The 13,550-nt window shown below is 62.8% G+C and carries 14 protein-coding genes; 10 read left to right on the forward strand and 4 right to left on the reverse strand.

The genetic code is table 11. From position 1 onward, the window contains the following. The first annotated feature begins 76 nt into the window (after window positions 1-76). The 10 genes from rfbB to ACP7D4_RS14200 all read left to right on the forward strand — a co-directional run bounded on the left by rfbB (window position 77) and on the right by ACP7D4_RS14200 (window position 8,737). Window positions 77-1,144 (forward strand): dTDP-glucose 4,6-dehydratase, encoded by a 1,068-nt coding sequence (rfbB, locus tag ACP7D4_RS14155; RefSeq protein ID WP_426209662.1) that lies wholly within the window; start codon window positions 77-79, stop codon window positions 1,142-1,144. Further along, window positions 1,141-2,034, forward strand: a complete 894-nt coding sequence (gene rfbA / locus ACP7D4_RS14160; RefSeq protein WP_426209664.1) for a glucose-1-phosphate thymidylyltransferase RfbA — start codon at window positions 1,141-1,143, stop codon at window positions 2,032-2,034. Before rfbB ends, rfbA begins: the two co-directional genes overlap by 4 nt. After that, window positions 2,034-2,579, forward strand: coding sequence for a dTDP-4-dehydrorhamnose 3,5-epimerase (gene rfbC / locus ACP7D4_RS14165; RefSeq protein WP_426103215.1), 546 nt, complete (start codon window positions 2,034-2,036; stop codon window positions 2,577-2,579). Before rfbA ends, rfbC begins: the two co-directional genes overlap by 1 nt. Next, window positions 2,576-3,436 (forward strand): dTDP-4-dehydrorhamnose reductase, encoded by an 861-nt coding sequence (rfbD, locus tag ACP7D4_RS14170; RefSeq protein WP_426103213.1) that lies wholly within the window; start codon window positions 2,576-2,578, stop codon window positions 3,434-3,436. Before rfbC ends, rfbD begins: the two co-directional genes overlap by 4 nt. Before the next feature lie 186 nt (window positions 3,437-3,622). Then, complete coding sequence (locus tag ACP7D4_RS14175; RefSeq protein ID WP_426209666.1) at window positions 3,623-3,943, forward strand: hypothetical protein; 321 nt, start codon at window positions 3,623-3,625, stop codon at window positions 3,941-3,943. Window positions 3,944-4,012: 69 nt separating this feature from the next. Then, window positions 4,013-4,321, forward strand: coding sequence for an H-NS family nucleoid-associated regulatory protein (locus ACP7D4_RS14180; protein ID WP_426103231.1), 309 nt, complete (start codon window positions 4,013-4,015; stop codon window positions 4,319-4,321). A gap of 175 nt (window positions 4,322-4,496) precedes the next feature. Further along, entirely contained in the window at window positions 4,497-5,879 is a 1,383-nt protein-coding gene (locus ACP7D4_RS14185) for a phosphomannomutase/phosphoglucomutase (RefSeq protein ID WP_426209668.1), read from the forward strand. A gap of 16 nt (window positions 5,880-5,895) precedes the next feature. Next, window positions 5,896-6,876: a lipopolysaccharide heptosyltransferase I gene (gene waaC / locus ACP7D4_RS14190; RefSeq protein ID WP_426209799.1), complete on the forward strand. Its 981-nt coding sequence runs from the start codon at window positions 5,896-5,898 to the stop codon at window positions 6,874-6,876. Then, complete coding sequence (gene waaA, locus ACP7D4_RS14195; protein WP_426209670.1) at window positions 6,876-8,138, forward strand: lipid IV(A) 3-deoxy-D-manno-octulosonic acid transferase; 1,263 nt, start codon at window positions 6,876-6,878, stop codon at window positions 8,136-8,138. The genes waaC and waaA overlap by 1 nt, the downstream gene beginning before the upstream one ends. Window positions 8,139-8,179: 41 nt before the next feature. Next, complete coding sequence (locus ACP7D4_RS14200) at window positions 8,180-8,737, forward strand: YcxB family protein (RefSeq protein WP_426209672.1); 558 nt, start codon at window positions 8,180-8,182, stop codon at window positions 8,735-8,737. A gap of 319 nt (window positions 8,738-9,056) precedes the next feature. Here ACP7D4_RS14200 and ACP7D4_RS14205 read toward each other — a convergent pair whose 3' ends face one another. Genes ACP7D4_RS14205 through glyS form a run of 4 tightly spaced genes read right to left on the reverse strand, consistent with a single transcriptional unit; the run spans window position 9,057 to window position 13,549 of the window. Then, entirely contained in the window at window positions 9,057-10,064 is a 1,008-nt protein-coding gene (locus ACP7D4_RS14205) for a YgjP-like metallopeptidase domain-containing protein (RefSeq protein WP_426209674.1), read from the reverse strand. A gap of 44 nt (window positions 10,065-10,108) precedes the next feature. Further along, entirely contained in the window at window positions 10,109-10,849 is a 741-nt protein-coding gene (locus ACP7D4_RS14210; RefSeq protein WP_426103202.1) for a lysophospholipid acyltransferase family protein, read from the reverse strand. 38 nt (window positions 10,850-10,887) lie between these two features. Next, a complete protein-coding gene (gmhB, locus tag ACP7D4_RS14215; RefSeq protein WP_426103200.1) occupies window positions 10,888-11,451 on the reverse strand; it encodes a D-glycero-beta-D-manno-heptose 1,7-bisphosphate 7-phosphatase in 564 nt (187 codons plus the stop codon). A gap of 10 nt (window positions 11,452-11,461) precedes the next feature. Next, the gene (gene glyS / locus ACP7D4_RS14220; RefSeq protein ID WP_426209676.1) at window positions 11,462-13,549 is read right to left on the reverse strand and encodes a glycine--tRNA ligase subunit beta; all 2,088 of its coding nucleotides are present in this window, start codon (window positions 13,547-13,549) and stop codon (window positions 11,462-11,464) included. Window position 13,550: the final 1 nt, after the last annotated feature.

A 13,550-nucleotide genomic window follows, 5' to 3' on the forward strand; every position in this document is an offset into this window, starting at 1 on the left:
GGGCGATAAAATGGTCGGAATCCGCCAGTTTCACATAGAATTACGGCTCGATTCCACTACAACAGCAGGATGCGACATGATTTTAGTAACGGGCGGTGCAGGTTTTATCGGTTCCAACTTTGTTTTGGACTGGCTGGCGCAATCTGGCGAAGCCGTGGTCAACCTCGACAAGCTGACTTACGCGGGTAACCTGAACAACCTGGCGACGATCGATGGCGACGCGCGCCATACTTTCGTTCATGGCGACATCTGCGACGGGGCCCTGGTGTTGTCGCTGTTGCAGCAACACCGGCCGCGCGCAATTATTCATTTCGCGGCAGAAAGCCACGTCGACCGCTCGATCCTCGGTCCCGGTGAATTCATCAACACCAATATCAACGGCACCTTTGCGCTGCTCGAGGCAGCGCGCGCTTATTGGTCGGTGCTGGAGGCGGGCGAGAAAGCGGCTTTCCGATTCCTGCATGTGTCCACCGATGAAGTGTATGGCACGCTTGGGCCGAATGACCCGCCATTTACCGAAACGACCACTTACGCCCCCAACAGCCCTTATTCAGCGTCGAAAGCGGCGTCCGACCATTTGGTGCGCGCCTATCATCACACTTATGGCATGCCGGTATTGACCACCAATTGCTCGAATAACTACGGTCCCTATCATTTCCCTGAAAAGCTCATTCCGCTCATTATCGCCAATGCGCTGGCCGGCAAACCGCTGCCCATTTACGGCGACGGCATGCAGGTGCGCGACTGGCTCTATGTCAGCGACCATTGCGCGGCGATCCGGCGCGTGCTGGCCGACGGCGTGCCCGGCCAGGTGTACAACGTGGGCGGCTGGAACGAAATGACCAATCTCGACGTGGTGCATACCTTGTGCGACATTCTCGACCGGCAAGCGCCCAAACAAGGCAGTTACCGCGACCAGATCACCTACGTGACCGACCGCCCCGGGCACGACCGGCGCTATGCGATCGATGCCGGCAAGCTGGAACGCGAACTGGGCTGGAAACCGGCCGAAACGTTTGAAAGCGGCATCCGCAAGACCGTGCAATGGTATCTGGCCAATCAAGCCTGGGTGGCCAATGTGCAGTCTGGCGCCTACATGAGCTGGGTCAACAAGAATTATGCGAACAGGGAGACTGCGCAATGATCAAAGCATTAGAACGCAAGGGGATTATTCTGGCGGGCGGTTCGGGTACACGTTTGTACCCGGTGACGACCTGCGTGTCCAAGCAATTGCTGCCCGTGTACGACAAGCCGATGATTTACTATCCGCTGAGCACCCTGATGCTCGCGGGAATACGCGAGATCCTGATTATCTCCACGCCTCAGGATACGCCGCGTTTCCGCGAGCTGCTGGGCGACGGCAGCCAGTGGGGGATCAGCCTCAGTTATGCGGTCCAGCCTTCGCCCGACGGCCTGGCGCAAGCGTTCATCATCGGGCGCGATTTTATTGGCCAGCACCCGTCGGCGCTTATCCTCGGCGACAATATTTATTATGGTCACGGACTGGACAATAAGCTGAGTATCGCCAATGCGCGCACCGAAGGCGCGAGCGTGTTCGCTTATCACGTGCTCGATCCGGAGCGCTATGGCGTGGTGGAATTCGGCGACAACCAGCAGGCGCTGTCGATTGAAGAAAAACCGGCGAAGCCCAAGTCGAACTATGCCGTCACGGGGCTCTATTTCTACGACGAGCAAGTGTGCGACATTGCCGCACAGATCAAGCCATCGCCCCGGGGCGAGCTTGAAATCACCGACGTCAACCGCGCTTATCTCGAGGCCGGCGCGCTGAAAGTCGAAGTCATGGGCCGCGGCATGGCCTGGCTCGACACGGGCACGCATGAATCGCTGCTCGAAGCGTCGCAATTCATTGCAACCATCGAAAAGCGGCAGGGCTTGAAAGTCGCGGTGCCCGAGGAAATCGCTTTCCGAAAAGGTTATATCGATGCGGCTGCCCTCGAGCGGCTGGCCGCGCCACTGAAAAAGAACGCGTATGGACAATACCTGCTGCAAGTTTTGAAGGATAAGGTTTTTTGATGAAAGTAACACCAACCGCCATTCCTGAAGTAATGATTCTGGAACCTCAGGTATTCGGCGACGACCGCGGCTTTTTCTTTGAAAGTTTCAATGCCCGCCGTTTTGAAGAGCTGACCGGCGTCGCCTGTCATTTTGTGCAGGATAATCACTCCAAATCGGCCAAAGGCGTGTTGCGCGGTTTGCACTACCAGATCCGCCAACCGCAAGGCAAGCTGGTGCGGGTGCTGGCGGGTGCCATTTTTGACGTGGTCGTCGACATGCGCCGCTCGTCGCCGTTTTTCGGACGCTCGGTCGGCGTTCAATTGTCGGCTGAAAACCGGCACCAGATCTGGGTTCCGCCCGGTTTTGCGCATGGCTTCGTCGTCACCAGCGACAGCGCGGAAGTGGCGTATAAAACTACCGACTACTGGGCGCCCGAGCATGAGCGCTCGCTGTTGTGGAACGACCCGGCGCTGGCCATCGATTGGCCGCTGGATGGCGAGCCGATGCTCTCTGGCAAGGACAGCCAGGGCAAGCTGCTGGCGGACGCGGAAGCCTTCGCATGAAGATCTTGCTGACCGGCGCCAGCGGCCAGGTAGGTTACGAGCTCGCGCGCAGCCTGCAAGCGCTGGGCGAGGTGGTGGCGGTGGACCGCGCGCGCATGGACTTGTCCGACCTGGACCAGGTGCGCGACGTGGTGCGCCAGGTGCGCCCCGGCCTGATCGTCAATCCTGCAGCCTACACGGCGGTGGACCAGGCCGAGAGCGAGCCGGAACTGGCGCATCGGGTCAATGCGCTGGCGCCGGGCGTGATGGCAGCCGAGGCGGCGCTGTTGGGCGCGGCCATGGTGCATTACTCGACCGATTACGTGTTTGACGGGACCAAGCTGGGCGCCTACGCGGAAGATGACGCCACCGGGCCGATCAACGTGTATGGACACAGCAAGCTGGCGGGCGAGCAGGCGATTGCCGCTGCCGGCATTCCACACTTAATTTTGCGTACCAGCTGGGTGTATGGAATGCGCGGCAAAAACTTTTTGCTAACGATGCTGAGATTAACTCGCGAGCGCGATGCCTTGCGCGTGGTGGCGGACCAGCATGGCGCGCCGACCTGGAGCCGCACGATTGCCGAGTCCACGCTCGCCATCCTGGCGCAGGCACGACATGGCGGGCCGCAGTGGTGGGAAAGCAACAGTGGCATTTATCACCTTAGCGCTCAAGGGCAAACCACCTGGCACGGCTTTACCGAAGCCATTGTCGCGGCGGCCGGACTCACGTGCCAGGTAGTACCCATCACGAGTGCCGATTATCCGGTACCTGCTGCAAGACCGGTTAACTCGGTGATGACTTCCGAGAAACTCATGACGCGCCTGTGCGATCTCCCGCATTGGCACGACGCTTTACGTTTGTGCCTGGCCAGTTAAGATGCACCACAGAGATGCCCCATAAAGATGCACCACAGAGATGCACCACGTGGAGGCAGAGGCGATAACTGCAGTCCTTATGCCACCAGCGGGCTGATCTGTCGCTCTGTGTCGGTGTCGACATAGTTTGCGGCATCGCATTTACTATATCCGGCAGTTCAAATCCGGTTCTCTGCATATTGCCTGATGTTTCTCTTAGGTAAATATCTGGCAGCAATGGACGGAATACGCTTGTACAGTGATATTTTTTTCCGTATCGTCCAATCGGCGATTGGTCGAAAATGCGCGGGCACGCTTGGCAGGGGCAATTGGCAAACAGCGGCTTATCGATGGTTATTTTGGGTAATCGCGGTGATACCGGGCGCGCTGTTCTGGACCCAAATCGGACGATTGGTTTTCTTTGTTTATTGTTCGTCGTCAGTTATGGGTGGCGGAGCGGGCGTATTGTTCGATTTACGTCGCCGCGCTGGCGTATGGTGCGCAAGAAGAACTGGCGCAAATACGTAAATGTAGTATATTGCGACAATTGGTGGTTTTTCACCTGAACTGTTTCAACCCACTATTCGAGGAATAATGATGGATCTGTCTAATATGTCCGTTGGCGATTTGCGTAACCTGCAAGATCAAATCAAGCAGGAAATGAAAAAACGCGAGCACCAGGAAGTGGCAAAGGCACGCGAACAGATCCTGGCTATCGCCGCGAGCGTCGGCTTGTCGCCCAAAGACCTGATCGGCAGCGGCATTCGCGCCAAGACCGGTACCGTGGCGGTGCGTTATCGCCACCCGGACAACGCCTCCCAGCAATGGACCGGTCGCGGCCGCCAGCCTAAGTGGGTCAAGGAATGGGTCGACGGCGGCAAATCGCTCGACAAACTGCGCGTATAAACGCGCAACTGCCAGTGTTCCAGTAGCGGCACGATCCGCGGGCCATTTCCAAACGGCCCCGCTTGCCGCTACAATACCAACCGATGTGTTTTTAATCCGCCATTCCCCATATTGTTGCGCATGCTGCCACCGCTGTAGCCGGTCGCGTCATGCTCGTCTTTTCTAAGGTTCTCTCATGCTTGCACTTTCCAAGACCATTTTCAAGGCCTACGACATTCGCGGCGTCATTGGCAGTACGCTCGACGCCAGCGTGGCGCACCGGATCGGGCAGGCATTCGGCCGGGCCGCGCTGGCCAAGGGCGAAAAGACCGTGGTAATCGGTCGCGACGGGCGCCTGTCGGGGCCCGAGCTGGCCGCCGCGCTGGCCGCGGGGCTGCAGGCGGCCGGGGTCGATGTGATCGATCTGGGCGTGGTGGCAACGCCAATGGTCTATTACGGCACCAATGTACTGGGCGCCGCCTCCGGCATCATGGTCACCGGCAGCCACAACCCGCCGGACTACAACGGCTTTAAAATGGTGCTGGCGGGCGAAGCGATCCACGGCGAGACCATCACCGCGCTGTATCATGACATCACCGCCCACGATGGCCGGCCCGCGCCGGTGCAGGGCGCTTACCGCACCCACGACATCCGCGCCGCCTACCTCGAGCGCATCATCGGCGACGTCAAGATTTCCCGTCCCATGAAAATTGCCGTCGATTGCGGCAACGGCGTGGCCGGCGCCTTTGCCGGCGACCTGTTTCGCGGCATGGGCCTGGAGGTGATCGAACTGTTTTGCGAAGTCGACGGCACCTTCCCGAACCACCATCCCGATCCTGCGCACCCTGAAAACCTGCAGGACCTGATTGCCTGCCTGCGCGAGAGCGACGCTGAAATCGGGATCGCCTTTGACGGCGACGGCGACCGCCTGGGCGTGGTCACCAAGGATGGCCAGATCATCTATCCGGACCGCCAGATGATGCTGTTCGCGGCCGACGTCCTGTCGCGCAATCCCGGCGCCCAGATCCTGTATGACGTCAAGTGCACGCGCCACCTAGCGCCCTACATTGCCAAGCATGGCGGCGAGCCGCTGATGTGGAAGACCGGCCATTCGCTGGTCAAGGCCAAGCTGCGCGAGACCGGCGCCCCGCTGGGCGGCGAAATGAGCGGCCATATCTTCTTCAAGGACCGCTGGTACGGTTTCGACGACGGCCTGTATGCGGGCGCGCGCTTGCTCGAGCTGCTCACGCGCGAGGCCGATCCGTCGGCCCTGATGAACGCGCTGCCGCAGTCGGACAGCACGCCCGAGCTGCACCTGCACCTGAACGAAGGCGAAAACGTCCTGCTGATCGAGCGCCTGCGCGCCAACGCCACCTTCCCCGGCTCCGAGCGCATCATCGACATTGACGGTCTGCGCGTGGAGTACCCGGACGGCTTTGGCCTGGCCCGTTCATCGAACACGACGCCGGTGGTGGTCATGCGTTTCGAAGCCGAGACGCCGGAGGCGCTCGAACGCATCCAGGGCCAGTTCAGGCGCGTGATCGTGGCCGCCAAGCCCGACGCCGTGCTGCCGTTTTAAGCTTGCCGTGGCGCGCCTGAACATCCTGCTGGTGCGCGTCTCGTCGCTCGGCGACGTGCTGCACAATTTGCCGATGGTGGCCGACATCTTGCGCCATTATCCGGACGCGAATATCGACTGGGTGGTCGAGGAAGGCTACGTCAGCCTGGTGCGCCTGAATCCCCACGTGCGCAACATCATTCCGTTCGCGCTGCGGCGCTGGCGCAAGAGCCTGGGCAAGAAGGCCACGCGCGACGAGATCAGGCAGTTTTTCAAGATGCTGCGCCGGGAGCAGTACGACTACGTGTTCGACACCCAGGGCTTGCTCAAGACCGGCATCATCATGGGCGCGGCGCGCATCGTCAAAGGCGGCAGCAAGGTGGGGCTGGCCAACGGCAGTGAAGGCTCAGGCTATGAAGCCATCTCGCGCATCTTCCACACCCGCAGCATCGCGCTCGACGCCCGCACCCACGCGGTCGCGCGCGGGCGCATGGTTGCCGCCGCAGCCCTTGGCTACAGCGCCGACAGCGCGCCCGACTTCGGCCTGCCCGGCCCGGACAGCGCGCGCCTGCTTGCGTGGATGCCGGAGCAGGATTACGCGGTCTTTTTCCATGGCACCGCGCGCGACGCCAAGAAGTGGGCGCCCGAAAACTGGATCGCCGCCGGCGCTGCGCTCGCGCCCATGCCGGTGCTGCTGGCCTGGGGTACGGCGGCCGAAAAGCAGGAGGCCGAGCTGCTTGCCGCCAGCTTGCCCAACGCGCGCGTCCTGCCCAAACTGTCCATGGACGAAGCGGTCGCGCTGGCCCGACATGCCGCCCTTGCGATCGGCGTGGACACTGGCCTGACCCACATCGCTGCCGCCTTCGGGCGCCCGACCGTGGAGCTGTATTGCGACTCGCCCAAGTGGAAAACCGAGGGCGACTGGTCACCCTGCATCGTCAACCTGGGCGACAAGGGCGCGCCGCCCTCGGCCCGGGAGGCAATCGACGCCGTGCGGTGCCTCTTGGACGCGCGCTGATGCGCCAGCTCTATACGCTGCTGTGGTGCTTGGCGCTGCCGCTGGTGCTGGCGCGCCTGTGGTGGCGCGGGCGCAAGGAGCCCGGCTACCGCCTGCACTGGCCCGAGCGGCTGGGCTTTTACGGCGCGCGCGGCGCCGGCGGCCATACGCTGTGGGTGCACGCGGTATCGGTCGGCGAGACGCGCGCCGCCGAGCCGCTCATCGACGCTCTGCTGCTGGCCTATCCCGACAGCCGCATCGTGCTCACCCACATGACGCCAACGGGCCGCGCCACCGGCCGCGCACTATTTGCCAAGCATGGCGAGCGCCTGGTGCAGGCCTACCTGCCGTACGACATACCCTTCATGATCCGGCGCTTCATCGGCCACTTTGCGCCGCGCATCTGCATCCTGATGGAAACCGAAGTGTGGCCCAACCTGATCGCCGTCTGCGGCGACAGGGTGCCGGTGGCGCTGGTGAACGCGCGCCTGTCTGCGCGTTCGCTGCGCCGTGGCCGCCGCTTTGGCAGCTTGATGACGGACGCCGCCAAGGCGCTGGCGCTGGTCGCCGCGCAGACCGAACAGGATGCCGCGCGCGTGCGAGAGCTGGGCGCCCCCCGCGTTGAAGTCACCGGCAGCATCAAGTTCGACGTCGTGGTGCCGCAGGCCGCGCTGACCATGGGCGCCTGGCTGCGCGGGCGCATCGGCCAGCGCGCGGTGCTGCTGTGCGCCAGCACCCGCGACGGTGAAGAAGCGCTGATCCTCGACGCCTGCGCCACGCTGCTGGCATTGCCCGGCCATCCCTTGCTGCTGCTCGTGCCGCGCCATCCGCAGCGCTTTGACGAGGTCGCCGCGTTGGTGGCTTTGCGCGGCCTGTCGCTGCAGCGCCGCTCGGCGCTGGTCGAGCGCCCCGTCACCGCCCAGGTGCTGCTAGGCGACTCGATGGGCGAGATGTTCGGCTACTACGCGGCGTGCGACATCGCGTTCATCGGCGGCAGCCTGCTGCCGCTGGGCGGGCAAAACCTGATCGAAGCGTGCGCGCTTGGCAAACCGGTGCTGACCGGCCCGCACACTTTCAATTTCGAGCTGGTGACGCAGCAGGCGATCGCGTCCGGCGGCGCGGTATGCGTGGCCGATGCGACCGAGTTAGTTACCAAAACTCGTCAACTGCTGGTGGACGACGCGGCGCGCAAGGGCATGGGCGAGCACGCGGCGGCCTTTGCCGAGCGTCACCGGGGCGCGACAGCGCGCACAGTTGGTTTGCTGCGACACATGATTTTCTGACCACTGGTACCATGGCTCCACAATAAAAAGAGGGGATTGTCATGTCGTGGTTTGATCAGAGAACGCAGCTCGGCGACGGTTCACCCGTTGGCGGGCCCCTGCGGCGCGAAAGCGTCGCCAGCACCGCAGTGCGTGGCGACGCGCCTGACTCCGGTGCGCCTGTCGCCGGCCCCGCGCCGCGCGCCGAGGAACTGCATTTCAAGGTACGCTATGCGCTGCCCGAGTACATCAGCTTCATGTGGCAGCACGCCGGCTACCTGATTCGCCGGCGCCGCATTGGGCGCCTGGCCACCTGGTGGCTGCTCGCCAAAAGCACGGCGGCTGCCGCCATGCACTTTGTGGTGCAGGGCCGCTCGCGCCACCTGTATGACTTCCAGATCGACGTTCACGGCATCATCCGCACCAGTAACTCCGGCGTCACGCTGGTGCCGTGGGCGGACGTGAGCGCGATTCGCCGCTATTCGCGCGGCTACATGATGGTCCTAAAGCGCGGCACGCTGCCGATTCCGTTTCGCTGCCTGTCGGGCGCGCAGGCGGGCGTGATGGATGTCTTCGCAGCCGCCATCCGGCCGGCGCGCGGTGCAAGGCCGCTGCGCTAGTGTCCTGAGTTGGAAGTTCGTTACTAATAAATGTTCCGAAATCGCCGAGAGACAAGGAACAAAAGCGGAGCAAGGCCGAGGCATTGCGAGCATTTTTGACGCAGTATCGCGGGGATGCTCGGGATATTTATACAACGAACTTCCAACTCGGGACACTAGGGAAGCACTGATTAATTCATGAGGGCGGACTCGGCCGTAAAAAAAGACGCCCTGCGGCGTTGCAAATTCTCGCAATAGCTAGCTATTGCTGCGAATTTGCGCCTTGCCGGCCGCCTTTTTCACTGGCCGATTCCATCCCTCAGAATAAATCAGTGCTTCCCTAGCTGAAAAGCACGGGCAACTCCTGCGAGCGCGCGCGCAGCGCCTCCTTGGCGCCGTCGTAGTCGGGATAGACCGATGCCACGGTCGCCCAGAAGCGCGGGCTGTGGTTCATTTCGCGCAGGTGGGCCAGTTCGTGCGCCACCACATAGTCGATCAGCGGCAGCGAAAAATGCACCAGACGCCAGTTCAGGCGAATGCTGCCGCCCACCGTGCATGAACCCCAGCGCGTGCCGGCCGACGACAAGGTCAGCGCGCTGTAGTTCACGCCGAGCAGGATCGCGTAGTGGGCGAGCCGCTCGGTGAAAATACGCGAAGCCTCGTCGCGGTACCAGATCTTGACACGCTCCTTGAGCTGCCACTCCTGCAAGCCCTGCACCACCCCCACGCGCAGCACGCGCGCCGGTTCGTCATAGATGCAGTGGCTGCGCGCGGCGCTTTCAAGCCGCAGCGTGATGGCGTGGCCCAGGTAGGGCAGCTGCGCGCCGTCGACCCACTGCACCGGCGCTTTTTCATGGCGCAGCGCGCGCCGTTGGCCGCGCTCCTCAAGCTTGGTCAGGATCCAGCGCTGCTTGGCGCGGATGGCATTGTCGATTTCCGTGAGGGTGATGCGCTTGGGCGCAGTCACGCGCAGGCCCTTGTCGTCGATCATGAAGCCGATCGAGCGCCGGGTGGAGCGGCGCAGTTCGAATTCGAGGCTGTGGGCGCCGAGCTGGATGCGGCGCAGTGGAATGCCGTTTGGCTCGCGCCGCGGGGCAGGGGGCGCAGTGACGGTGGGCGAGGTGACGGTGGGCGGGGTGACGGTGGGCGAGGTAACGGTGGGCGGGGTGACGGTGGGCGAGGTAACGGCGGGCGGGGTGACAGCGGGCGCAGTGACAATGGGTACGGTGACAGGCGGCGCCCTGAACAACGGCTGCGGCGGCGCCGCCTTGGGCGCCGGTTCGAGCGCGGCAAAGAAGTCTTGCGCGAACAGTTCAAGTTGCGAGCCGTTGATCTTGGGTGACGTCATGTTCTGTTGCGGTGTCGATGCTCGGATCAGGGCGCCAACTTCGCTCAGCCAGCGCTGTAGACGCGGGGCGAAATGACGCGCATTTCTGATTCTATCCACTTTTCCACCTCTTGCATCATGCTGTCAGCGGTGTGGCCATCCGGGGAGATCGGTTTGCCGATCGAGACGGTGATCACACCAGGACGTTTCAGGAAAGACTTCTTGGGCCAGCACTCGCCTGAATTATGCGCGATCGGGATGACCACCGTGTTGGTTTCTACCGCCAGCCGGGTGCCGCCGCTTTTGTATTTGCCCTTTTCGCCGACCGGGATGCGGGTGCCTTCCGGGAACATGATAATCCATTGGCCGTCCACCAGCCTGCGTTTGCCGATTTCAACCACATGCTTGAAGGCGTTCTTGCCATCCTTGCGGTCGATCGGGATCATGCGCAGCAAATACATGGCCCAGCCGAAGAAGGGGATGTACATGATTTCCTTCTTGAAAACGTAGACCAGCGGGCGTGTCAGGTTAGGCAGCAGGAAGATGGTTTCCCATGCCGACTGGTGCTTCGAGAGTACGATCGCCGGCGCGTCCGGCAGGTTTTCGCGGCCCTTGAATTCGTAGCGGATGCCGCAGATGACCTTGGCGCACCAGATAATGAAAACGTTCCAGCGCGACGTCACCCAGAAGCGCTTGTTGTACGGCAGCGGCGCGGCCAAAAAGCAGATACAGGCCCAGACGACGGTGGCCACGATCATCACAAGCATGAACAGCAGGGAACGCAGGAACAGGGTGAAATTACGCAAAAGAGTCTCCGGGTACGGCGCTAAACATGGGAAGGGGGTCAGATCGAAAAATGGGCCGCATGCGCGCCCGTCTTGAGCAGGTCGGCGACCATGGCGGCCAGGTCGGGAAAAATCTGGGTGCCGGGCGGCAGCCCGCCGGTCTCGGACGTCTTCTGGCCCTTGCCCGTCAAGACCAGGTAGGGCGCGCAGCCGCTGATGAAACCGGCCTGCAGGTCGCGCAGCGAGTCGCCCACCGTCGGCACGCCCTTCAGGCTGATCTTGAAGCGTTTCGAGATCTCCTCGAACATGCCCGGCTTGGGTTTGCGGCAGTCGCAGTTGTCAATCGCCGCATGCGGGCAAAAGAAAATGGCGTCGATGTCGGCGCCCACCTGCTGCGCCGCCGTGTGCATCTTGTGATGGATCGCGTTGAGCGTGCGCATGTCGAACAGTTCGCGCGCAATGCCGGACTGATTCGACGCCACCACCACCCGGTAGCCGGCCTGGTTCAGCTGGGCGATCGCCTCGAGCGAACCGGGGATCGGAATCCACTCGGCCGGCGACTTGATGAAGTCGGGCGAGTCGTGGTTGATGACGCCGTCGCGGTCGAGGATGATCATCTTCATGCTTGGATCCTCAGGCTGCCAGCTTGGATATGTCGGCCACGCGGTTCATCATCGCGTGCAGCGACGAGAGCAGCGCCAGGCGGTTGTTGCGCAGTTCCACGTCGTCCGCCATCACCATCACCCCGTTGAAAAACGCGTCCACGTCGTCGCGCAGCTGCGCCAGCGTTTTGAGTGCGGCGGCAAAGTCGCGCGCGGCAAAGGCGGCGTCGACCTGTGGCCGCACGCGCGTCACGGCCGCGTACAGGGTTTTCTCCGCCTCTTCGTGCAGCAGGGACTCGGACACGGCGCCAATGGCCACCTCGGTCTTTTTGAGGATGTTGGTGATGCGCTTGTTGGCGGCGGCCAGCGACACGCTCTCGGGCAGCGCCGCAAAGGCCTTTACCGCATCGAGCCGCTCGACGATGTCGTGCAGGCGGTCCAGGTCGTCGACCAGCACCGCTTCGACTTCATTCGGTGAAAAACCGCGCTCGCGCAAAATGCCGCGCATGCGGTCGATCATGAAGGCGCGTACGTCCTTGACGGGATCGGTAAAGCCGGCGATGCCGGTGAAATTGGCGGCCGTGAGCGCAAGCAGCTGCGAGATCGACACGTCGATCCGCTTTTCAACCAGCATGCGCAGCACGCCCAGTGCATGGCGGCGCAGCGCGAACGGATCTTTTTCACCCGTTGGCTGCAGGCCGATGCCCCAGATGCCCACCAGCGTTTCGAACTTGTCGGCCAGCGCCACGGCGGTGCCGGTATTGGTGGACGGCAGCGCGTCGCCCGCAAAGCGCGGCTGATAGTGTTCGGTGGCGGTCAGGGCCACTTCGTCGCTCTCGCCGTCGTGGCGCGCGTAGTAGGTGCCCATGATGCCTTGCAGCTCGGGGAATTCGCCCACCATGTCGGTCAGCAGGTCGGCCTTGGATAGCAGCGCGCCGCGTTCTGCCAGCGCGACGTCAAATCCAAGTTCGCGCGCAATGGCGCCGGCCAGCGCCACCACGCGCTTGGAGCGCGCCGCCTGGGTGCCCAGCTTGTTGTGATAGACGACGTTTTCCAGCAGCGGCAGGCGCGCTTCAAGCGACTTTTTCTTGTCCTGCTCAAAGAAGAACTTGGCGTCCGACAGGCGCGGGCGCACCACGCGCTCATTGCCCCCGATGATGTGCTGCGGCTCGTCGGTGGCGATGTTCGAGACGATCAGAAAGCGCGAACGCAGCTTGCCGGCGGCGTCGGTCAGCGCAAAATACTTTTGATTGGTCTGCATGGTCAGGATCAGGCATTCCTGCGGCACGGCCAGAAATTCTTCTTCAAAGTGGCACTCGTAGACCACCGGCCATTCCACCAGCGCGGACACTTCCTCGAGCAGCGCTTCGGGCATCAAGACCTTGTCGGCGTCGGCCTTGGCCAGCAGCGAGGCGCGGATTTTTTCCTTGCGCACGTCCATGTGGGCGATGACCTTGCCTTCATTTTCCAGCGTGCCGGCGTACTGCTCCGCGTGCGCAATGGACAGGTCTTCGCCGTCGGTGAGGAAGCGGTGGCCGAGCGTGACGTTGCCGGCCTGAAGGCCCAGCAGCGTCAGCGGCACGACGGCGTCGCCATGCAGCGCCACCAGCTTGTGCGCCGGACGCACGAACTGCACCGTGGTGCCGTCGGGGCGCTGATAACTCATCAGCTTGGGAATGGGTAGCTTGGCCGCCGCTTCTTCCAGCGCGCCTTGCAGGCCGGTGACCAGCGCGCTGCCGGCCACGCTGCGGGTGTAGAACAGGCTTTCGGCCTTGCCGTCGACGGCGCGCTCGAGCGCGGCGATGTCCAGGTCGGCCAGGCCCATGGCGGCCAGCTTTTTGGCCAGCGGCGCGGTGCCCTGGCCGGCGGCGTCCAGCGCCACGGAGACGGGCAGTACTTTTTCGCGCACCGATTTGTCCGGCGAGACGCTGCGCACCTGAGTGATGGAGACGGCCAGCCGGCGCGGCGTGGCGTAGGCGGTGGCAACGCTGCCTTCATCGAGGAAGTCGCGCGCCTTGAGGCCGTTATTCACGCCCGCGGCGAACGCGGCGCCCAGTTTGATGAGCGCCTTGGGCGGCAGTTCTTCGGTCAGCAGTTCGACAAGTAAGGTGTGGTTCATG

Source organism: Massilia sp. TWP1-3-3 (assembly GCF_049897805.1).
GTDB lineage: Bacteria > Pseudomonadota > Gammaproteobacteria > Burkholderiales > Burkholderiaceae_D > Telluria_A.

Excerpts from the sequence above, each read along its gene's own strand:
- rfbB (WP_426209662.1), top strand. The coding sequence starts at position 77 with ATGATTTTAGTAACGGGCGGTGCAGGTTTTATCGGTTCCAACTTTGTT.
- glyS (WP_426209676.1), bottom strand. The coding sequence starts at position 13,549 with ATGAACCACACCTTACTTGTCGAACTGCTGACCGAAGAACTGCCGCCC.
- ACP7D4_RS14200 (WP_426209672.1), top strand. The coding sequence starts at position 8,180 with ATGTCGTGGTTTGATCAGAGAACGCAGCTCGGCGACGGTTCACCCGTT.
- ACP7D4_RS14180 (WP_426103231.1), top strand. The coding sequence starts at position 4,013 with ATGGATCTGTCTAATATGTCCGTTGGCGATTTGCGTAACCTGCAAGAT.
- waaA (WP_426209670.1), top strand. The coding sequence starts at position 6,876 with ATGCGCCAGCTCTATACGCTGCTGTGGTGCTTGGCGCTGCCGCTGGTG.
- ACP7D4_RS14185 (WP_426209668.1), top strand. The coding sequence starts at position 4,497 with ATGCTTGCACTTTCCAAGACCATTTTCAAGGCCTACGACATTCGCGGC.
- rfbD (WP_426103213.1), top strand. The coding sequence starts at position 2,576 with ATGAAGATCTTGCTGACCGGCGCCAGCGGCCAGGTAGGTTACGAGCTC.
- ACP7D4_RS14205 (WP_426209674.1), bottom strand. The coding sequence starts at position 10,064 with ATGACGTCACCCAAGATCAACGGCTCGCAACTTGAACTGTTCGCGCAA.
- ACP7D4_RS14175 (WP_426209666.1), top strand. The coding sequence starts at position 3,623 with ATGTTTCTCTTAGGTAAATATCTGGCAGCAATGGACGGAATACGCTTG.
- rfbA (WP_426209664.1), top strand. The coding sequence starts at position 1,141 with ATGATCAAAGCATTAGAACGCAAGGGGATTATTCTGGCGGGCGGTTCG.
- rfbC (WP_426103215.1), top strand. The coding sequence starts at position 2,034 with ATGAAAGTAACACCAACCGCCATTCCTGAAGTAATGATTCTGGAACCT.
- gmhB (WP_426103200.1), bottom strand. The coding sequence starts at position 11,451 with ATGAAGATGATCATCCTCGACCGCGACGGCGTCATCAACCACGACTCG.